The sequence below is a fragment of the Frankia sp. RB5 genome (assembly GCF_059816245.1).
In genome coordinates this window covers 39497-59952 of sequence record NZ_JCBATA010000030.1, presented here as the reverse complement: position 1 = coordinate 59952, position 20456 = coordinate 39497, and the positions used below count along the sequence as shown (strand labels likewise).

The 20456-nt window shown below is 71.2% G+C and carries 16 protein-coding genes; 11 read left to right on the top strand and 5 right to left on the bottom strand.

Annotated elements, in window-relative coordinates; translation table 11 throughout:
* Positions 1–13: 13 nt before the first annotated feature.
* The 10 genes from AC6EXY_RS17465 to AC6EXY_RS17420 all read left to right on the top strand — a co-directional run bounded on the left by AC6EXY_RS17465 (position 14) and on the right by AC6EXY_RS17420 (position 12079).
* Complete coding sequence (locus AC6EXY_RS17465) at positions 14–1438, top strand: NsdA family TPR-like regulatory protein (protein WP_499818336.1); 1425 nt, start codon at positions 14–16, stop codon at positions 1436–1438.
* Positions 1431–2105, top strand: coding sequence for a 2'-5' RNA ligase family protein (locus tag AC6EXY_RS17460; protein WP_499818337.1), 675 nt, complete (start codon positions 1431–1433; stop codon positions 2103–2105). Before AC6EXY_RS17465 ends, AC6EXY_RS17460 begins: the two co-directional genes overlap by 8 nt.
* A 219-nt stretch (positions 2106–2324) precedes the next feature.
* Positions 2325–2495 carry an FxLD family lanthipeptide gene (locus AC6EXY_RS17455; protein ID WP_499818338.1) on the top strand — a complete coding sequence of 57 codons (171 nt, stop codon included), beginning with the start codon at positions 2325–2327 and terminating at the stop codon, positions 2493–2495.
* A gap of 91 nt (positions 2496–2586) precedes the next feature.
* Positions 2587–5784, top strand: coding sequence for a lantibiotic dehydratase (locus tag AC6EXY_RS17450; protein ID WP_499818339.1), 3198 nt, complete (start codon positions 2587–2589; stop codon positions 5782–5784).
* Positions 5781–7106 (top strand): lanthionine synthetase C family protein, encoded by a 1326-nt coding sequence (locus tag AC6EXY_RS17445; protein WP_499818340.1) that lies wholly within the window; start codon positions 5781–5783, stop codon positions 7104–7106. The genes AC6EXY_RS17450 and AC6EXY_RS17445 overlap by 4 nt, the downstream gene beginning before the upstream one ends.
* A 23-nt stretch (positions 7107–7129) precedes the next feature.
* Positions 7130–9208: a methyltransferase, FxLD system gene (gene fxlM, locus AC6EXY_RS17440; RefSeq protein ID WP_499818341.1), complete on the top strand. Its 2079-nt coding sequence runs from the start codon at positions 7130–7132 to the stop codon at positions 9206–9208.
* A complete protein-coding gene (locus AC6EXY_RS17435) occupies positions 9205–10431 on the top strand; it encodes a hypothetical protein (protein ID WP_499818342.1) in 1227 nt (408 codons plus the stop codon). The genes fxlM and AC6EXY_RS17435 overlap by 4 nt, the downstream gene beginning before the upstream one ends.
* A 55-nt stretch (positions 10432–10486) precedes the next feature.
* On the top strand, positions 10487–10690 hold the full coding sequence (locus AC6EXY_RS17430) for a hypothetical protein (RefSeq protein WP_499818343.1): 204 nt from the start codon (positions 10487–10489) through the stop codon (positions 10688–10690).
* A complete protein-coding gene (locus tag AC6EXY_RS17425; protein ID WP_499818344.1) occupies positions 10687–11229 on the top strand; it encodes a DUF6879 family protein in 543 nt (180 codons plus the stop codon). Before AC6EXY_RS17430 ends, AC6EXY_RS17425 begins: the two co-directional genes overlap by 4 nt.
* A gap of 7 nt (positions 11230–11236) precedes the next feature.
* On the top strand, positions 11237–12079 hold the full coding sequence (locus AC6EXY_RS17420; protein ID WP_499818345.1) for a helix-turn-helix domain-containing protein: 843 nt from the start codon (positions 11237–11239) through the stop codon (positions 12077–12079).
* On the opposite strand, the gene AC6EXY_RS17415 is transcribed toward AC6EXY_RS17420, so the two are convergent.
* Positions 12074–12283, bottom strand: a complete 210-nt coding sequence (locus AC6EXY_RS17415; RefSeq protein WP_499818346.1) for a hypothetical protein — start codon at positions 12281–12283, stop codon at positions 12074–12076. The two genes, AC6EXY_RS17420 and AC6EXY_RS17415, sit on opposite strands and share 6 nt — an antisense overlap.
* Before the next feature lie 165 nt (positions 12284–12448).
* Positions 12449–13825 carry a serine/threonine-protein kinase gene (locus tag AC6EXY_RS17410; RefSeq protein WP_499818347.1) on the bottom strand — a complete coding sequence of 459 codons (1377 nt, stop codon included), beginning with the start codon at positions 13823–13825 and terminating at the stop codon, positions 12449–12451.
* Between the two features lie 436 nt (positions 13826–14261).
* On the opposite strand from AC6EXY_RS17410, the gene AC6EXY_RS17405 reads away from it, so the two are divergent.
* A complete protein-coding gene (locus AC6EXY_RS17405) occupies positions 14262–15878 on the top strand; it encodes an IS1634 family transposase (RefSeq protein WP_499818348.1) in 1617 nt (538 codons plus the stop codon).
* 51 nt (positions 15879–15929) lie between these two features.
* Here the strand turns inward: AC6EXY_RS17405 and AC6EXY_RS17400 are convergent, their stop codons facing one another.
* The 3 genes from AC6EXY_RS17400 to AC6EXY_RS17390 are packed head-to-tail and all read right to left on the bottom strand — an operon-like array spanning position 15930 to position 20424.
* Positions 15930–17300 carry a putative type IV secretion/conjugal transfer ATPase gene (locus tag AC6EXY_RS17400; protein ID WP_499818349.1) on the bottom strand — a complete coding sequence of 457 codons (1371 nt, stop codon included), beginning with the start codon at positions 17298–17300 and terminating at the stop codon, positions 15930–15932.
* Positions 17300–18862, bottom strand: coding sequence for an SCO6880 family protein (locus AC6EXY_RS17395; RefSeq protein WP_499818350.1), 1563 nt, complete (start codon positions 18860–18862; stop codon positions 17300–17302). Before AC6EXY_RS17395 ends, AC6EXY_RS17400 begins: the two co-directional genes overlap by 1 nt.
* Positions 18859–20424, bottom strand: coding sequence for a hypothetical protein (locus AC6EXY_RS17390; protein WP_499818351.1), 1566 nt, complete (start codon positions 20422–20424; stop codon positions 18859–18861). Before AC6EXY_RS17390 ends, AC6EXY_RS17395 begins: the two co-directional genes overlap by 4 nt.
* Positions 20425–20456: the final 32 nt, after the last annotated feature.

Below are 20456 nucleotides of genomic sequence, written 5' to 3'. Positions count from 1 at the left end.
TGGATGACATGCTGTGTCGGCTCTGTTCGAGGTTCCGCTGCAGGCGCGGGCGTGGGCGGAAGGGGTCTCGGCGGTGGCGGTGGCGAGGTGGTCGGGCCGGGAGACGCGAGCGCTGCGTGAGGCGCGGCGGATGAGTGTCCGCGCCTTCGCCGCGCATCTCGGGGTGGCTGCCGCGTCGGTGTCGAACTGGGAGCGGCGAGGCCTCAGGATTCGGCTGCGGGACGAGACCCAGGAGATCCTCGATCGGGATCTCGGCCTGGCGGATACGCAGACCCGTGCGCGGTTCGATGCCGCCCTGGCCGGCTCGCTCGTCGGCAGTGCTGACGCGCCGACGCCCGTCTTCGGCCTCGCCCTGGCTCTGTCGGATTCCTCGGGCGTCGCGGAGCCGGACCACGCCACGCCTGGCGATCTCAGCATCGCCGGGAAAGTCGAGGTGACGCCGACGCCACCAGACCTGGGTGGTGAAGAGAGCGTCGCCGAGGTGCTGGGGCGGATGCATCGTCGAGGCCGCAGCGTGGATCCGGATGTCGTCCGGCAGTTGCGCGATGACGTTCTCGGCGTCGTCTCGCGGTATGAGGAGCTGGACCACGCCGACTTCGTTTCCGAGCTGCGCAGTCAGCGGGCCTGGCTCGAGGCGCTCATCGAGGAGTGTGGTCGGCCGGCGCAGCGCAGGGATCTGACTGGCATTGCGTGCGCGGCGTCCGGCGTGCTCGGCTACGTGGCGGTCGGGCGGGGCCGGTTCGCGCTGGCCAGGGCATACAGTGCGGAGGCGTTCCAACTCGGCGAGTTCGCCGAACGGCCGGACCTGATGGCGTGGGCTCGCGGCCTCCAGAGCTTCTGCGCCTATTACCAACAGGACTACACCGCGGCGGCGGAGCTGGCCTTCGATGGCCTGCGCCACGCCGTGGGCGGACCGCAGGTCGTGCGGCTCGCCGTCAACGGGGCGGCCCGGGCGATCGGCAGGCTTGGGGACGCCCAAGGAGTGCATCGCCTGGTCGGACAGGCACAGGACATGCTCACCGGCCAGGAGGTGCCGCCGGGGATCGTCTCCAGCATCAGCTTCGGCTGTTACAGCGAGGCGCAGGTGGCGAGCAACGCGGCCACCGCCTACCTGTCGCTGGGAATGCCGGAGAAGGTACGGCACCATCTTGATGTGGCCCTGCCCGACATCAGCGCCTCCGGTTCGCCGTGGAGCCGCGCGCTGGTCACGATCGATCTGGCTACGGCGGTGGCACAGTCCCGCGAGGCTGATCTCGACCAGGCCTGCGGGCTCGTGCTGACCGCGCTGGAGACCGCGAGGGGACGGCCGGTCGTCTCGATCCAGCAGCGCGCCGCCGAGTTCGTCGAGGTCGCCGCGCAACGGTGGGAACACGCCAGTGAGCTGGACGTCATCAGGGACGCGTTGGCCCACGCGGGGGCAGGGGCGGCGGGTGTCTGATCGCGCCGACCTTCCCGTCGCGGGAGGCGACACCGGCAGTAGTCCGGCTGACGGGTTCTGGCTGCTGGACCGCCTGCATAACCACTGGGCCCGCCCCGGCGAAGACCGTACCTGGCAGTGGTATCTGACCTTCGAGGACAGTCCGGACCTCCACAACCTCACCGCGCGCTGCCAGGACGCGGTCACCTGCGGCTTCTACGACCTGGTCTCGCCCGACGTCCTGCACCTGACTCTCGGCCGGGTCGCGACAGCCAGGGAGATCAGCGGCGAGCAGCTCAGCGCGGTCGCCGCGACGGCCGGCCGGGCCTGTGCCGCCCTGAGCCCGTTCGAGATCGCGGTCGGCGCTCTGGGCGGGACCGCGGGTGCTCTCGGGTTCGCGGTCGCGCCGTCCCGGCCACTCCGCCAGCTTCACGAGACGCTCCGCGCGGCCACCCGGGCGGCCCTGCCCGAGCTCCTCCCGATGAGCCGCCCATTCGTGCCGCACGTGACCATCGCCTACTGCAACACCGACGACGTCCCGGCGGCCCACGCCCACGCCATCGTGAAACGCCTGCGCGATCTTCCGCCCGCCGCGGCGACCGTCACTGCGGCCGTGCTCGTGGACCTGGAGCGGCGCGAACGCGCCTATGTCTGGCGCCCCGTCGCCAGAATCCCGCTGACGGCCTGAGGTCGCGCCCGCGCGACGTCCCTCGCGAGCGGCCGATCCGGCGTAGGCGGGCCTTCCTCCGGGCGGGTCGAAGACGAGGACAAGACCGGTACGCGGCCCGCTACCCACCGGCGGTCACCCACGGAAAGATCTCATTTACATCCGGCAGGCGCGTAGGGCGTACTCCGTGACGGTTGTCTCTCGTTACGCCCGGGCCTGCCCTGTCCGAAGGGAGCTCTCATGTCCACCACGACGTCGCCCTCGCTGCCCGCCATCGCGCCCCCCGCCACGGCGGGTGGGAGCGAGGACTTCCGCCTCGACGTACGGATCGTCGAGCGCGGGCCGGTCGCGTCGGTGCTGCTGGGTGACACCGACGACGGCTGCGACACGGTGCGCGGCAGCGACTGCTGACGTGTCATGCGGCCCGTCCCGGGATCAACCCGGGACGGGCCCGCCGTACAGGTGGTGCCGGGCGAGACGACGGGAAGGTGGTGACGGTCCGGTGGACAGGCACGGCTGGTACCGGCCGGTCGACGCGGCGCTGCTGCGCGCGAGCGTGGGCATCAACCCTGACGAAATCCCGAGCTGGCCCGATGGCGACGACATCCGCAGCGGCCCCGACGCAGATGCCTGGCGGGCGTGGATAGGCGAGGTCTGGGCGATCGGCACGGTGGCCGATGCGGTGGCGGTGGCGAGCCCGATGCTGGCGGACCGGGTGGCGGCGGTGCGGGCCGGCGAGGTCGTCGAGGTGACGCGGTTGCGGCGGATCGCGGTGTCGCTCGCCGGTTACCTCGTTCGGGTAGGCGGACGGGCGACGCCCTTCGGCCTGTTCGCGGGAGTCGCACCGCTGCGTTTCGGCACGCCCACCCGATGCCTGGGGTTGGAGCCGGTCGAGGGGCATCAGCCAGCGGTGCGAGCCGATGCCGCATGGCTGGCGGCGGTGATCACCTCGTTGGAGTCCGCGTCCAGCCTCCTGGACCGGTTGACGGTGGTGGCCAACGATCTCGCCGAGGTGCGGGGCGACCGGATCGTCGTGTCCGGGCCGGCGCCCGCGGAGGCACTCTCGGCGTCACCCACGAAAGCCTCTGACAGCATTGCCTCAGGCCAACGCACCGTATCGCTTCGCTTCACGGCGCCGGTGCGGCTCGCGCTGCAGGCCACGCGGTCCCCCGTTACGGTCGCCGACCTGGTCAGGGTGCTCGCCGCAGACTTCCCCGAGGCGGGGACGGCCGAGGCGCGTGCGCTGGTCGAGACGTTGGTGAGGGCCGGCGCGCTGATCACCAGTCTGCGTCCGTCGTTGACCACGGTCGACGGACTCGGCCACGTGATCGCCGACTTGGCGGCGCCGCGGGCAGGTGACATGCCAGGGCCGGAGACCGCTCAGGTAGCTGGCGAATTGACGGCCATCCACCGCGCGCTGGCACCTCGGCTCCTTGCGGCGGAACGCTCCGAGAGGGCCGGTCTGACGGATCGGATGCGCGCGCTCGCCGACGTCGACGGTTCGCTGCTCGCGGTGGACCTGCGGCTCGGGGATGACGTCATCCTGCCGAGCGGCATCGCTGCGGAGGCGGCATCGGCGGCGAGTGCGCTGGTCCGGCTCAGTCCGCATCCCGAGGGCCCACCGGCCTTGCGGGACTACCACCGCCGTTTCCTGGAACGGTTCGGGCCAGGGGCGGTCGTGCCGGTCTCCCAGCTCGTCTCGCTGACCACGGGACTGGGGTATCCCGATCGAGATCTTTCGGCGGGCCACGGACGTCAGACGGCGCGCGGCGCGCGGGACGAGTGGCTGCTGGCCCTGGTCCAGCAGGCGGGCTTGGATGACGTGCGCGAGGTGGTGCTGGATGACAGCACGATCGACCGGCACGCACCCAGGACGCCCGCCCCGATGTACACGGGCGGTCACCTCTCCGCACCACGCCTGCCATCACATCTGGATCTGTGCGTGCAGGTGCTGGCGACCTCGGCCACCGCGATGGAGGACGGGGACTTCCGGCTTCGGGTGACCGGGATCGGCCAGTCCGCGGTGGCGACCAGCGGCCGGTTCCTCCCGCTGCTCTCCGGCGCCGACCGTGCTCGACTCGTCGAGGCGTACGTCTCGTTGCCTGGGGCGGTGCGCGGCGCGCTGCCGGCGCAGGTGTCGTTTCCACCGTGCCGGGCCCGGGCCGGCAATGTTCTGGCTGTCCCCCGGGTCCTGCCCGTGACCATCAGCGTCGGTGAACATCCGGGCCACGCGTCCGGCGACCTACATCTTGACGATCTTGGCGTCACGGCGGACCTGAACCGGATGTATCTGCTGTCGCTGTCACGGCGGCGGGTGGTGGAACCCATGCTCGTGTGCGCCGCCGCGCGCCAGGCCGTGCCGCCGCTGGCTCTGCTTCTAGTGGATGTCGCCCGCGCCACGTCGGCCGCCGTGGGCCTGTTCGACTGGGCCGCCGCCGGTCTGCCTTTCCTGCCCAGGCTGCGTTACCGACGCACCATCCTCGCCCCGGCCCGCTGGCGCGTACCGCGAGCGACGCTGCCCGACGCGAACGCGCCGCTCCCAGCCTGGATGGCCGCGGCCGACGAGCTACGCAAGCGGTTACGACTCCCCGAGGCGATCACCATCGGTACCGCGGATCGCCAGCTTCGGCTGCAGCTGGCGGAGTCGATGGACGTCGAACTCCTCCGCGCACACGTACGCGGTCTTGACCAGGAACATGCCAGGAAGGACGCGATGGTGACCCTGACCGAGGCGCCCGCCGACGCCGAGCTCGGCTGGTGCTCCGGGCGCGCCCACGAAGTGCTCATCCCGATGGCGAGCACGGCGACACCCGGACGCGCCCCCCAGATCCTGGACCGGTCAGGACCGCTACCGCTGGTCAACCAGCACGACGACGTACTGCCGGGCGCGCAGCTGCTCTACGCGAAGGTCTATGGCGATCCGGACGGATTCACCGCGATCCTGGTGGAGCACCTTTCCGCGCTGCTCGCGGAGTGGGACACCACGCCAGGATGCTGGTTCGTCCGCTACCAGGACCCGAGACCTCACCTGCGGATCCGCGTACGGACCACCGACTACGGTGGCGCCGCCGCCCGCACCGGCGCCTGGGTGGCAGAGCTACGCGGTCACGGCCTCGCCGACACGCTCACCTTGGACACCTACCGCCCCGAGCCGGCCCGTTACGGCCGCGGTGCTGCCTCGGCCGCCGCCGAGACGTTGTTCGCCGCCGACTCCGCCGCCGCAATCGGCGAACTCGCAGCCTCCACCACGATGGACACAGTCGCACAGCAGGCGATGACGGCGGCCAGCCTCGCGGATCTCGCCGGTGCGATCCTGGGCAGTCGAGCCGCCGGGATGGCCTGGCTGCTCGACCAGCGTGAGAGCGGCGGAGCTGGACCGGTGGATCGCGAGACGCGACGTCAGGCGCTCCGTCTCTCGGCCGCCTATCCCGATCTCGACGCCACCGCTCCCCCGGCATCGGCCCTCGCGGAACGCATGGCCGCGGTGGCGGCGGCCTGGCGGGCACGCCGAGACGCCGCGATCGCCTACGCCGATCTTCTGCGGGCCGACCAGGCGGGCGTCACGCCGGCCGGGGTGGTCGGATCGCTGCTGCATCTGCATCACAACCGGATCCACGGGCCCGGCGCGGAAGCCGAAGCCCGCACCCATCGGCTCGCCCGCGCGATCGCTCTCGCCGACGCCGCCGGGGCGCGACGATGATGCAGCCCGCCCCCTCCCAGCTCGACCTACCGCGCCTGCGCCCCGGCGACGCCGAGCGGGCGCGCACGCTCGCGGCGCGCATCGCGAACGAGCTCGCCACCCCGCCGACCTTCGGGAGCCTCGACCGCGCCCCGAGCGCCACACGATGGCATCACCAGTCCCTGTCCAAAGGCGCGCCCGGCATCGCGCTCCTCCACGCGCTGCACGCACACTCCGACCACCGCAGCGAGGTGGTGCATCGATGGTTGCGCCACGCGACTGGCAGCGATGGTCTCAGCGTCGGGCCGGGCGCTGGTCTGTGGTTCGGTGCCCCGGCTCTCGCCTTCGCCATCGCGATGACCTCGCCGGAGCGATATCCAGATGCGCTCGCGACCCTGGACGCTGCCGTCACCACGCTCACCGAGACCCGCCTCGCAGCGGCCCGGACACGCATCCGCGACGCGCGCCGGCCCCGACTCGCCGAGTTCGACGTCGTCCGCGGAATGTCCGGCCTCGGCGCGTACCTCCTGCGCCGTGACCCGGCGGCCCCGCTCCTCCGCGAGGTTCTGGCCTACCTGGTCACGCTGACCCGGCCACTGCGCGCCGCTCGCGACGCCGCCGGACCCGGCGCTCCGGGCTGGTGGAGCAGCGACCCGCCTCCCGGCAGGTCCACCGACAGCGGCGGTCACGCCAACCTTGGAATGGCCCACGGCATCGCCGGCCCGCTCGTCTTGCTCGCCCTGGCCGTCCGGGCGGGCGTGACCGTTCCCGGGCAGGCCGAGGCCATCGATCAGATCATCGACTGGCTCGACGCCTGGCGCCAGAACACGTCCGCCGCTCCATGGTGGCCCGAGCAGCTGACCGTCGCGGACCTGCGAGCCGGCCGACCCGCGCAGGCCAAGCCCGGCCGACCATCGTGGTGCTACGGCCTGCCCGGACTCGCCCGCGCCCAACAGCTCGCCGCCATTGCCCGTCGCGATCGCATCCGGCAGGTCATCGCGGAGGACATCCTGACCGCCTGTCTGCGCGACGCCACCCATCTCGCCCGGCTCACCGATCTGACCCTCTGCCATGGCTGGGCAGGCATGACGCTGACCGCCTGGATGGCCGCCGCCGACAGCGCCACCACCAGCGGGCTCGCCGCGCTGCTCCCCGACCTGACCCACGCGTTCCTCAACCACGCCTTTCGCGACCCCGCCGCGGACAGCGCCCACCCGGCGTCCGACACCTCGCCCCCTGGGCTCATCGATGGCCGCGCCGGCATCGCGCTCGTCGCCCACACCTTCGCCGAGTCCGCCAGCGACCAGCTCCCCGCCTGGCCCTCCTGCCTGCTGCTCATCTGACCCGCCGACGACAGGACACCCCCATGACCACACCCCCGATCAGCAGCTGGCGTCAGCTCAACCTCTCCTGCACCGACTGGCAGGCCGCCGAACGGATGGCCTCGACGCACCTGCGGCCCCTGCTCGCCGACGCCGAACACGCCGGAACCGTCGACGCCTGGTGGTTCGTGCGCAAGGGTGACGTCTGGCGGCTCAGGCTCCGCCCCGCCCTCGGGACGACGGCCAGTCAGCTCGCCGAAACCCTCCTCGGCGCCGGCGCCGTCCAGTCGTGGACCGAAGTCCGCTACGAGCCCGAAACCCACGCGTTCGGCGGCGCCGTCGGCATGAACCTCGCGCACGACCTGTTCAGCGCCGACAGCCGACACCTGCTCGACCACCTCGCCGGCGCCGGCCCGCGGCTTCGTCGCGAGCTGCCCATCGTGCTCGCCAGCAGGCTCCTGCGCGCCGCTGGCCTTGACCAGTACGAGCAGGCTGACTGCTGGACCCACCTCGCCGCCCACCGCACACCGACCACCGCCGCCACCGAACCGAGCCGGCAGACACTCCTGGAGCTCCGCAGCCTCCTCACCGCCGGCGCCGACAGCCCCACAAGCCCCCTGAGCTCCACCCCGGGTTGGCCCGTCGCCTTCGAGCACCTGGGCCGCAGCCTCGCCGCGCTCGCCGCCGCCGGGTCGCTGACCCGTGGCCTTCGCGCCGTCCTCACCCACCACCTCCTGTTCTTGTTCAACCGGCACGGCGTCAGCGCCGCCGATCAACACACCCTCGCCGCCGCCGCCAGCTCGCTCGTCTTCGGCCCAGCCGACACCGTCGCCAGCAGGTCCGAGACCGTCGACCCGAGCACAGGCAAGCTCGAGGACTTCACCGACGACGGCGGTAGCGTTCGCACCGCCGAGTCCGCCGACGGCGAGGAGCCGCGGGCGACGACCCTCCGCAACGCCCTCACCGACTACATCGCGAGCTTCCAGACGTTCCGTACGCCTCAGATCGAAGCGGCGTTTCGGACCGTGCCGCGCCACCGGTTCCTCCCAGGCATCGACCTGGACGTCGCCTACGGACGCAAGCCGATCGTCACCCGGCGCGCCGCGGACGGCACCTCCCTGTCCTCCGCCTCCAGTCCGAAACTCGTCGCGACGATGCTCGAACAGCTCACCCCCCAGCACGGCGACCGCGTCCTGGAGATCGGCACCGCGACCGGCATCAACGCCGCCCTGCTCGCCGAACTCGTCGGCGACACCGGCGAGGTCGTCACGATCGAACTCGACGACGACCTCGCCGCCAGCGCGGCCGACCATCTACGCGCCTCCGGCTATCCGGAGGTCACCGTCGTCTGCGGCGACGGCGGCCTTGGCCACCCCGATCGGGCCACCTATGACGGACTGATCGTCACCGCGGAGGCGACCGACATCACCCCAGCCTGGTGGGATCAGCTACGCCTGGGCGGGCGCGCCGTCATCCCACTGCGGCTCCACGGCAGCGGCCTGGCCCGCGCCATCGCCTTCAAATACCAGGCCCCCGGCCACATGACCAGCACCTCCGCTGTCGTCTGCGGCTTCGTCCCTATGCGCGGCGGCACCGAACACCACTCCGGCCACGTCCGCCTCGCCGACGACGTCATCCTCAAGATCGACGCGACCGAGACGGAGGATCACCCCGCGCTCACCGAGGCGCTCCACCACCCGCGGCGGCGACAGTGGACCGGCATCCACGTCCGTCACGACGAACCCGCCGAACACCTCGACCTCTGGCTCGCCACCGCCACCGACCGCCCCTTCGGCCGGCTGTCCGTCAGCACGGCCGCGCGCGCCGCCGGCCTCGCCGACCCCGCGCTGCGCTGGGGCGGAGCCGCCCTCCACAACGGCGACAGCCTCGCCTACCTCACCGCCCGCGAACCAAACGATGACGCTCTCGAACTCGGCATCACCGCCCACGGCCCGAACAGCGACAAGCTCACCGCCCACCTCGCCGAACTGCTCGACATCTGGGCAGGACAACGGCCCAGCCAGCCCACGATCGCCGCGTACCGTGACACCACGCTGGCGCCCGCGGACAGCGGCGCGACGCACATCCGGCGTCCCCACACGCTGTTCACGATCAACTGGTGAGCAGCATGACCGCCATCCACAACAGCAACATCCTGTGCGAGACCACCGCGCCGGCCTCTCAGCCCGACCATCCTCCGGATCACCGCCACCGTCCCGAGCCACCGGCCAAACGGCAGCGAGAGGCGGTTCTCCGTATCCTCTCGCAGCGCTTTCCCTTGCTTCCACGGCCGAAGCCCCCGTGCGGATCCCTCACCGCACGCCTCGACCGACTACGCCAGAAAGCAGCCGCCGCCGGCGAGCAGGACGACAACGCCCTCCTCCACGCCGCCGAAGCGCTCAACCTCGCCGCGCTCATCGCCAGCGACTGCGCCATGCCGACCCTCGCCCGCGACCTGTGCTGGCGACAGATCTACCTCTTCGCCACCGGCCCCGGACCCTACGAACCGGCGACCGCGAAACTCGCCCTGCAACCCCTCATCAACCTCGCCCGCCTCCACGCCCGCGACGGCAGCCCCAACACCGCCTACCACCTGCACGAGGCACTCCTGCGCGCCGCCCGCTCCCGCGGCGACCTCCACATCGACGGCCACCTCGTCCCCCTCAGCACCCTCATCGCCGACAGCGACGACCACGCCGCGCTCGTCCAATGGCTGTGGACCGTTCTGCTCTCCAGCGGCCTGCACGCCCTCTGCGCTGCCGGCCGCTGGTCCGACGCCCACCAGCACGCGGCACACCACAACGGCATCGGTCAGCGACTCCTCGACGGCCGCCAAATCGCCATCATCGACCACGCCATCACAGGCCGGCACGCCGACGCCGAAGACCTGCTCGACGGCAGCGAGACCGCGGAGGAATGGGAGCATGGAATCGCCACGTCGATACGCGTTCTCACCCGCATCCTCGCCGGCCACAACGTCGAGCGCCTCGCCGCGACGATGACCGCCGCCTACCTCGCGCTCAACCCCGACCCCCGAACTACCACCTTCCGCCTCCGACTGGGACTGACCGTCGCGGACCTCGTCCACACCTCCCACCAGACCCCACCGCCCATCGCCCTCGAAGAGCAGCTTCTCGACGACGCCTGTCACGACGCCTATCTGGCCCGCGATCTCCTCGCCGCCCAGTCTCACGTCTCGCTTCCCACCGCCGTCCGCCGCCAGGCTCACGACGCCGTCCACCGGGCCAGCCTCGGAACACCCCTGCCAGCCGCCGACCTTGCCACGCTGATGAAAGCCGTACGCCGAAGCGAAACCGCCCTCGCCACCCAGCTTCAGCGTCCCTGACAACCTCTTCGAGTCGCCAGCCTGATTCTGGGGACCGATACGGGAGAATGGCGAGATGGCGCTTCACCAGGTGGCGGGCTGCGACGACCTCGCGACGTGCCCCGGCGTTTTCGTCGAGGGAGACGATGTTGTCGTGCAGGGCTACCAGATCAGCACCGACACCCGCGCGCAGCTCACCCTCGCGGCCAACGAGACCGCCGTGCGGCTCCCCCGCCAGCTCATCCTCGACGCGGCCGCCCGCCTGAGCGAGGGCGTATGACACCCGCCGAGCTCATGGCGCTCTACGGCAGCTTCACCGCCGAAGCGATCCGCCTCGAATCCCGCCAGTACTACGAGGTGCCCGGCGACACCGACCGCCAGCGCGCCTACCGCGAGGGACACCCCCTGCCGGACCGTCCCGCGAAGACCGCGACCGTCCAGATCATCCGCGACGCCGTCGCCGCCGGAAAGACCTTCGGCCGCGTCCACATCGTCGACGAGCCGTTGAGCGACTACGTCCGCTACGAACTCGACGCCGCCTACCCCGAGAACGTCGCCGCCGGCGAACAGGTCTGGATCGTCGACCGCGCCAGCCACCCCGACCTGGCACCGGTCCAGCGGGACTTCGTCCTGTTCGACCGCGGAACCGACCACGCCAGCGTCATCTGGTACGACTACACCCCTGACGGCACCCTCACCGGCTACACCCCCGGCACCCCGACCGACCTGGCCGCCTGCACCGAACTGCTCGGCCTCGCCCGCACCCACGCCCTGCCCCTGGCCGACTACATGACCACCCGATTCAGGACATCCCACTGATCCACGCATGACCGGTTTCGGCACCCCCGCCCTGCGCGAACGTCTCGGACGCTCGCTCGGCCGCCTACGCGCCGCAACCGGACTGTCCCAACCCCAGCTCGCCCGCCAGCTCGGCTGGTCACAGCCCAAGATCAGCCGCGTCGAAGCCGGGAAACAGCGCGTCACCCTCACCGACGTCGACCAGTGGTGCCAGGCCACCGGCGCCACCGAGGCGCAACGCGACGAGCTGCGCACCCTCGCCGAAGAAGCCCTCCTCGGCCCCACCTCCTGGGAAGCCGCCGGCGACCCCGCCGCCCTGCGCCACAGCACCGCCGAGGTCGAAGCCAAAGCCGGCCTCATCCGCGGCTACCAGCCCGCCATCCTCCCCGGCCTGCTCCAGACCGCCAGCTACGCCCGCCACGTCCTGTCCGCCGGACCCGACGGCCCACCCCCCGACCTCGCCGAACGCGTCCTCGCCCGCCTCGAACGCCAACGCATCCTCTACGACACCACCAAACGCCTCGAATTCGTCATCCCCGAAGCCGTCCTCCGCTGGCCCTTCGGCCCACCCGCCGAACACACCGAACAACTCGCCCGCCTCGGCGAAATCCTCCACCGCCCCAACGTCGACCTGCGCATCCTGCCGCTGAGCGCCGCACCCGTCTGGCGCACCAGCGGCTTCGTCCTGTTCGAAGACCTCCCCGACACCGACCCCTTCGTCCACCTCGAACTCCTCACCCGACCCATCACCATCGACGACCCCACCCAGGTCGACACCTACCGCCGCGCGTTCCTTCAACTCCAGAAGGCATCAGCGTCCGACAGGCAAACCGAGAGTCTGATCACTGGGGCGAGCGCGGGCAGACTATGACCCGACCGCCGCGATCGCGACTCCGGCGATCGCCGCCAAAGCAATACACAAAGTGAGCGCCGCACGGCCGCCAGCGCGCACGGCGGTCGAGAATGAGGCGCCGTCGGCGCGGTGCAGAATTCCCGCGAGCAGCCCGGCGATGAAGCACAGCGAGGTCGCCAAGAGCGACACGAGCACCGCAAGAATCATGGTGGGCATCTTCACCCAGCCCCCCTTCTCCAAGATCTCCTCGCTGGGGAGGGTGCGACTCAGTCCCACCCTCTCGTCGCATCCCCTGCACCCTCGCCGGTGACAGCACTCCGTCCGTCCGCAGCGCTACGGCGAGCAGTCGGCCAGGCGATCAGCTCGGCTTGACGCAGTACCGAATCGTCACCCAAACGGCTCAACGATGATGCCTCCCGTCGTTCTTGGCGACCGTGTGCCTCTTGGAGAGGTCGGCTGGCCCGTACCGAATGGATCTACCACTGTTCCCGTCGCGGAAGGCGGCTTCGGCGTCACAGTGCGAGTTGCCCTGTTTGTGCCGGATGACCTCGGCTGCGCCAGGGGCGACGTCACTGACGGCGGGGGTGTCGAGGTCGACGGCCGAGGCGGCAAAGTCGGCGGCGAGGGTGGCGACGACGTCGACGACGGCGAGGACGACGCAGGCAACGACGACGGCGAGGACGAGAACGAGGACGACCGCAGCGGAGACGGCGACGGATGACCCTCTGGCGATGCACCCCTCGGGAGAAGGAACACGCCAGCGAGACCGCTCGACGCCAGCGTCATGGCGGCGAGGCTTGGCGCCACGTAGCGCCACCAGTTAGATCTACGCACGTCGGCGCTAGCGTCCCCGCCAGAGCGATCTCGAAGTAAGTCGCCGGCGTGGGCCGCCTCAAGCTTGCCGGTGGCCGGCACCGCCACTCCCCACACCTTCTCCGGCAGGTGCAACGGCATCCCGGTCGCGGCAAGCCAGTCGGGGCCGTGCACCGAGACGGACGCGACGGCGAGGTCACAGGCGAAGGCTTCGGCGTCAGGATGGCGATCTCCGGGAGTCTTGCAGAGCGCGCGCATCACGACGGCAGCGAGCGGCTCAGCCACATCCGGTGGTGGTGGCGGCATGGTGGACAGCGTCTGCTGCCACATCAGCGGTACCGACTCCGCACGCTCGAACGGCGGCTGGCCGGCCAGCAGGTGGTACAGGAGTACTCCAAGCGCGTACAGATCGGTAGCCGGCCCGAGGCGCCCTCCGATGATCTGCTCGGGCGCCATGTACATCGGGGTGCCGAGCTGCCCAGTTCCCGTGACGCCGCTACCCGAGAAGATGCGCGCGATCCCGAAGTCGGCGACCTTCGGACAGCCGGCCGCATCGAAGATCACATTGTCCATCTTGATGTCCCGGTGCAGCACGCCCTGGGCGTGTGCGTGCGACAGCGCCGCCGCAACCGCAAGTCCCGCCGCGCAGGCCTGCGGCTGCGTCAAGGTCCGCCGGCGCCGGGTCAGGGTGCCGCCGGTCAGGAGCTCCATCACGATCAGCCCGAGACCGTCGGTCTCCTGGTAGTCGAAGACCCGCACGATGTGCGGATGGTCGAAGCCCGCAAGGATCCGGGCCTCCTCAGCGAACCCCGAGACCGCAGTCGACTCGCTGGCGACCATCTTGATCGCGACGTCACGCTTGAGCTTGCGGTGCCGGGCGGTGATGACCATTCCGTAGGCCCCAGCACCCATCGGATGGCCGAGCGTGTAGCCCGGCAGCGCCGCGGCCACCCGTTCCTGCTCGTCGAGCAGCTCCGCCGGCTTGCGCCACCCCCGCGCCACCCTGCCCCCTCATACTGGCCCGCGCCTCACCGATCGCCTGAGGTGGAGCATGTCACACAGGAGCACACAAGTGGTCACGCAGGGGGACGCCCGCGTGACACATGGGAGGATCGGGCTCTGAGCCTGACACGGGCACTTTGTCGGTGATGTCCACCAAAGCGCGGCGGGGCTTCTTTCTCTCCTACACCTCGGCGAAGCGGTTCCCAGGCGTCGGACCGAGCCCCGGCTGCGAGGACGCAGGCGGGGGAAGTGATCACGGCAGCCAGAGCGCGCGCTAGACCTGTTTTCCGCACGTGCGTGCGGTGGGACAGCTGCTTGATCTCTTGACTGGATCGCGTCGGGCTGATCGCGATCTGTAGTGACGGCTCTGGAACGGTTCGGGGCTGTGTCGGTCATCGCGGGTTACGGGCCGCCGAGCGTCGAGAAGCCGCTCGGCGCGCTCCCTGTCGTGCGTGACTACCTGGCCCGCCTCGATCTGGCGGGCACGATCGACCGGCTCGCTCCGATGCGCGAGGACGTCGGCCGGGTCAGCCACGGGCAGGTCATCGCCGCGCTGGTTGGCAACCGGCTGACGTCGCCGACCCCGCTGTCGCACGTCGTGGCGTGGGCGCGGGAGTGGGCGGTCGAGGAGATGTTCGACCTCCCCCCGGACGCGCTCAACGACGACAGGGTCGGCCGGGCGCTCGACGCGCTCGCCCCGGTCTGCGAGCAGGTCGTCGGTTCGGTCGGCGCGGCGGCGATCGCCGCGTTCGGCCTCGACGTGTCCCGGATGCACTGGGACATGACCTCGATCTCGCTCTACGGCGACTATTCCGAGATCGACGGCGACTACGCCGCCCCGAAGTACGGGCACCCGAAGGACCGCCGGCCCGACCTCAAGCAGGTCCAGGCGGGCCTGGCGACCAGCGGCGACGGCGGGGTCCCGCTGGTCCACCGGGCCTACGACGGCGGCGCCGGCGAGGTCTCCCAGGTGACCGGCGCGCTGCGCGCCCTCGTCGAGCTCGCCGGCCCACGGCCGTTCCTGCTGGTCGGGGACACGAAGCTCGTCTCCTACGGGAACCTGGCCGCGCTGACCTCCACGCCCGGGGTCACGTTCCTCGCGCCGGCCCCGAAGACGGTCGTGCCCGCCGACGTCCTCGCTGCCCAGGACTGGGCCACCGCCACGATCATCGAGTTCGTCGCGGCCCGGGACCGGGACAGGCCGGTCCACGAGCGGGCCAGCTACCGTGCCCGCGAGGGCGTGACCGTACTGCGCGGGCCGCGGAAGAAGGACCCGCCGGTCACCGTGCGCACGGTGTTCATCTGGTCGTCGGCGAACAACCAGGCCGCGAAGAAGGCCCGCGCCCTGAAGCTGGACCGCGCCCGCGAGGCCCTCGACACCCTCACCCGCGCCGCGGGCAGCCACCATCTCTACCGCACCGAGGCCCAGGTGAAGGCCCGCCTGGCGTTCCTTGCGACGAAACACCGGGTCTCCCGCTACCTGACCGCCACGACCAGCGTCGACCCGGACACCGGGAAACCCGCCCTGGCCTGGCAGTTCAACCAGGCCGTCCTGGACGCCGAGGCCGCCACCGACGGCTGGTACGCCCTGCTGACCAACCTGGACGACAGCGTCGGCCCCGCCGAGGTCCTCGCTCGCTACAAGGGCCAAGAGGTCTCCGAACGCCGCTACGGCGCGTTCAAGGGCCCGCTCGCGGTCGCGCCGATGTACCTGCGCTCCAACCAGCGCATCCACGCCCTCATCCACGTGATCTGCCTGGCCCTGCACGTCTTCTCGCTCATCGAGCGCCAGGCCCGCCTCGGCGCGGGCCCCGACGGGAAGATCCCCGGCCTCTACGCCGGTCGTCCCGCCCGCCCCACCGGGGCACTCATCCTCGCCACCCTCAACAGGCTGCGCCTCGTGCCCGCGCAGGGCGACCGACCCGCCTACATCCCCCGCCCACCACACCTGCACCAGCACCTCCTCGACATCCTCGGCGTCGACCCAACCCGACCACCTTGATCGACAATCGGGCCGGTCAACGCATCGAAACCCCATGTGCGAAAGACGGGACTAGAGCGCTCCCGGCGGCTGACCTGCATGCATGGCGGTGTTGGTGTCCGCGAGGGCCCATTCGTCGTCGGTGATGTGGTGATCGACGAGGGCGCTGTGGGGGCCGATGCGCCAGAGGGCGGTGAAGGGTGGGAGGTCGCCGAGAATGGCGGCTTCGGTGCTGGTCAGGCCCATGGTGGCGAGGAGGTGGCCGACCTGTTCGGGGTTCTGGTGGAGGAAGACCCGGACGGAGGTGGTGTTGAGAAGGCCTTCGGCGATGCTGGCGGTGGCGCTTCCAATGTCGACCTGGGACTGCAGGTCGGCGATGGCGTGGGTGATCAGGATGTTCGCGGCGCCCCACTGGCGTCCAAGGCGCCACTGGTCCTGGAGGAATCTGACGATGGCGAGGTCGTCGAGGGCGATCCACGCCTCGTCGAGGATCGTGACCTTGTGCTGGTGGGTCTGGCCGTACATGACGGCCTGGAGCCAGCCGGCGGCGGCGGTGAGGACGAGGCGCAGTGCTCGGCGGTGGGTGAGCAGGGCGGACAGGTCGAGGATCAGGCCGGGGGCGTCGTCCCAGAGGCCGGGGGTTGTGGGGCCGTCGCAGATGCCGCGCAGGTCCTGCTCGAGCATGGTGGCGCAGGCGTCGAGCAGAGGGCGGCGGCGGTCGAGGAGTTCGGCGTGGGTGGTGTCGAGGTCGGCGGCGAGCGTCTGGTTCGGGTGGGCGAGGAGCCGGCGAACGTCCAGGAGGGTCGGGGTGGCCGTCTGCCGGTTGGTGAGGTGGCGGGCGACGGCGGTGAGCAGGCGTTGTTCGCTGACGGGCAGGTCGGCCTGGCCAAGGGCGACGGTGAGCAGGGCTGTGAGCACGGCGGCCCGGCGAGCGGTCTGATCGTCGAGCCCGGAGTCGGCGGGGGTTGCCAAGGGGATGCCGGGTCCGACGTCGAGCGGGTTGACGCGCAGGTCGCCGCCGGGGCGTAGGCGCAGGGTCGCGAAGCCCAGGCGATCACCGAGGAGGGTCCACTCACCCTTGGGGTCGATGACGGCGGTGAACCGGGGCCGGCCGCGCAGGGCGGACAGCGCGGCGGCGCGGTGGACGTAGGACTTGACGATCGCGGACTTGCCGTAGGCGCCGGCGCCGGAGACGACCATGTTCGGGCCCTGGATCAGCCCGGCTTCGTAGGCGTCGATGATGTCGAAGTGGAAGGCGCCGCCGGCAAGGCGGTTCGCGCCGAGGAAGACACCGTGTTCTCCGAGGCCGGCCTCGATCGACCAGGGGTTCGCCACACACAGGTGTGCGGTGGTGGCGACGTTCCAGGGCAACGTCAGGCGCCCGCCGCCTCGCCACCCGCGGCGCCCGCGTCCTCGGTTGCCTCGGGCGGGAATGTCAGGCATCAGGGGGCTCCGGTGGCGGACTGGCGGGGCACGAGGCCGAACGGGAGGGTCGCGGCCCAGGCACGGTGGTGACGGCCGTGCAGGGGGCGCAGGTCGACGATGCCGCAGCGGGCGGCCAGGTCAACGATCGCGGCGCAGGCGTCGTCGAGCTCGTCGCGGCTGGGCGCGGCCACGTCGATCAGGCCGAGGTAGGCGTACTCGGGATAGCCGGCGCTGAGTTCGGCGTCGCGGCGGTCGATGTCGTCGTGGGCCTGGGCGAGGCCGACGGGGACGCGGACCGCGTGCCGGTCCCGCAGGTGCACGGCCGTGTCGATGGAGACGGTCTCGCTGTTGATGCGCCGCCGGGACGCCCTCCATGGCACGGGTCGCATCGCGACGGTGAGGGTGCGCACGCACGGCACCTCATGCAGCAGTGGATCGAGCCAGCCGGGATGCAGCGCGCCCGTCGGCCAGCCGGCTATCCAGAACACCCGATGCCAGGTCGCACCAATCCGCATCGCGTCCCACCAGACCTGTGTCCCGAGCCCGTCCAGCGGCACCCGACGGCGGCGACGCGCAGGGCGAGCCTCCGCGAGTCGGGCACGAGCCGCGAGCCCCGGGACGGAGACCGCTTCCTTCGACGCGTCCAGTCCGAGTCCCGGCCCGGTGTCTGTGAGGCTCGGCGGGACGGCGTGGTCGAGAAGGGTGTCGTGCAGATCGGCGGCGCTCAGGATGGCGTGAACGCGCAGGCTGGCGGCGCCACACCGCGCGGCCAACGCGTCCGCGGCGGCGAGCGCGATCATCCGCGGATCGGCACGGCGATCTCCCCGCATCGGGCGCACCGTCAGCCACAGACGAAGGTCATGACGGGCGAGGAACGGCGCCGCCTCGGCGAGCGTCTGGCGATACGCCCGCACCTGCTCCGCCGACGAGCGCGCCTTCGCGCGTGACCGCGCTCCCGACGTTGCGGCCTCCCCCGGCCGCAGAAGCGTCTGGGCAGGTATCGCGATGGCGGTTCCCGGTCCGGACTGCACGGTCCAGCCGAGGTGGACAACTGGCGTCTCGCGCGCGAACTGGGTAAGCACCCGCGCCCACTCGACGACGCGACGGTCCCGGCCCGCGCCGTCAAGCAGCCCGAACGGGCCACCTCGCACATCAAGGACCGCGGTGATCGTCCCATTCCGGCGATCAAGGATGAGGCCGGGGGCTTCCCCGGTCCGCGTCGAAACACCGGCCTGGCCCGGCGCCGTCGCCAGTTCAACCGATGGCGGAAGGCCAGGCAGATCCGGCCGACTGGGCTCCCTCTTGCCCTCGCCTCGTGCGCCGCGCGTATCGATCAGGAAGGCGATGACGACGGGCAGCAGGTGGACGAGGGGTTCGCCGCCGGTCCGCATGAACGCGAGCAGCAGGCAGAGCATGAGCACCCCGGCTCCCGCGACTGTGCCAGCACCAGCGCCGAGCACCGCTGGGCCGATGGCGACGCTGCCGGCTCCGATACCGAGCAGGACCACCTGAGGCACGCTCGCTCCGAACAGCGCCGTCCCCGCCCGGCGAGGCACAAGGTGATATCCAGACCCGCTCATGTCCCAGGCCGATCGCCAGCTGGTGTCGCCGCCCCGCCCGGTGCGGTGGGTCGAGTGCGTGGCCGGCGTCGCCAGCCCGGCGGCGTGCCGGGCACCTGAGGCTGCGAGCGCCCACCGCCGTCGGCGGCTGGCGTCCCTGTCGGACGGGCCGGTCCCTCGCTGTCCGACGCACCCGAGGGCGCCTGCGGATCGCCTGATGCCGCGCGCGGACGGGCTGACCCTCCAGGTGTCCCGGGACCAGGTCGGCCTGGCTGCCCCGCCGGGCCCGGCGGCCCGCTGCGGCCGGTGGACCCCGCCGACGTGTGAGCCCGATCAGCGCCCCTCGGAGACGGCTGGCGCTGCGCGTCGGCCCTCGTCTGACGGCCACCCACGTCGGAGCGACCGCGTTGATCGCCGGTCGACGCGGGGCCATCGTTTCCCCCTCCGCCCCCGCCTGGCCCGCCATCGCCGGGTGTCGGTACTGGCTGCGGTGGTCCGGCCTCGGGCGGCCGGCGACGCACGTTCCGCTGTCGCCCCGGGTCCGGCAGACTCCGTGGCTGGCCTGGATTGCCCGGGCCCGGAGGATCCGATCCGCCGGGCCCGTCCCCCTGCGGAAGCCCGTTCCCTCGACCGCCGCCGTTTCGTCCCCCGAGGCCGCCCCGGCCCCCGCCAAGACCACCTCGGCCGGCGAGCGCCTGCGCCCAGTAGGCGCTCTGGGCGACCTGCATCGCGCCTCTGAACGGCGCGCGGGACACGCCCTGGGCGACCGCGTACGCTTCCGCGATCGGAATCAGCCGCCACACCACGAACGGCATGAACACCGCGACCCCGAGCACCGCCATGCCGGTGAGGTACCGACCCCACCCTCCCGGAGTCAGCCGATGCTGATCCTGCGCGATCAGATCGACGCCGATCCGAAGCGCGACGAAGATCGCCGGTTTCGCGAAGGCGATGGCCACCGTCATCTTCACCATCTGGCCTGCGGACGGCCGCGCCGCAGGCATCGTCATTCCGGCGAACGACAGCGGTGCCAACGCCGTCACGATCATCGTGAGTGCATTCTGCACCACGAGCTCAAGATATATCAGCACAATGGCCAGGAACACCATCATGGTAACCATCAGGCCGGCGATGTCACGCGACGGGGGCAGCGAGACGATGTCTTCGATCTTCTTGACGCTGTCCTTTCCGGGAAGGATCGCGTAGGCGATCACGTCCGTCAAGGTCACGAGCTTGTCGACGAACCAGGGGAATACCAGTATCGCGAGCACCGCGAAGGCAAGATCCCGCACGATCCGCGCGAGCGCCTGCCCCGGTTCCCCCGACAACACGGCCGCCGCCACCCCCAGCGCGGTCGCCCCGACGAGCAGCAGGCACGAGACCGACGCCACCGTCTGGTAGGCGCCGCCCTTACCGACGAAGAACGCGGCTCCCACCTCAGGCCGTGTGGAGGTTGTGAAGAAGTCACCGACCAGCGCCTTCGCCTGCTCCCCCAGGGAGTCGACGAGCACGCCGATGATGATCTTGACGCCAGCCTCGCTGATCGCGAGCGTACCTTGCCGAAAGAAATCAAGAAAGATCACTCCATCGTCTCCACGCCAATGCTGTTCACGCG

Excerpts from the sequence above, each read along its gene's own strand:
- AC6EXY_RS17420 (WP_499818345.1), top strand. The coding sequence starts at position 11,237 with ATGACCGGTTTCGGCACCCCCGCCCTGCGCGAACGTCTCGGACGCTCG.
- AC6EXY_RS17400 (WP_499818349.1), bottom strand. The coding sequence starts at position 17,300 with ATGCCTGACATTCCCGCCCGAGGCAACCGAGGACGCGGGCGCCGCGGG.
- AC6EXY_RS17425 (WP_499818344.1), top strand. The coding sequence starts at position 10,687 with ATGACACCCGCCGAGCTCATGGCGCTCTACGGCAGCTTCACCGCCGAA.
- AC6EXY_RS17455 (WP_499818338.1), top strand. The coding sequence starts at position 2,325 with ATGTCCACCACGACGTCGCCCTCGCTGCCCGCCATCGCGCCCCCCGCC.
- fxlM (WP_499818341.1), top strand. The coding sequence starts at position 7,130 with ATGACCACACCCCCGATCAGCAGCTGGCGTCAGCTCAACCTCTCCTGC.
- AC6EXY_RS17430 (WP_499818343.1), top strand. The coding sequence starts at position 10,487 with ATGGCGCTTCACCAGGTGGCGGGCTGCGACGACCTCGCGACGTGCCCC.
- AC6EXY_RS17445 (WP_499818340.1), top strand. The coding sequence starts at position 5,781 with ATGATGCAGCCCGCCCCCTCCCAGCTCGACCTACCGCGCCTGCGCCCC.
- AC6EXY_RS17395 (WP_499818350.1), bottom strand. The coding sequence starts at position 18,862 with ATGAGCGGGTCTGGATATCACCTTGTGCCTCGCCGGGCGGGGACGGCG.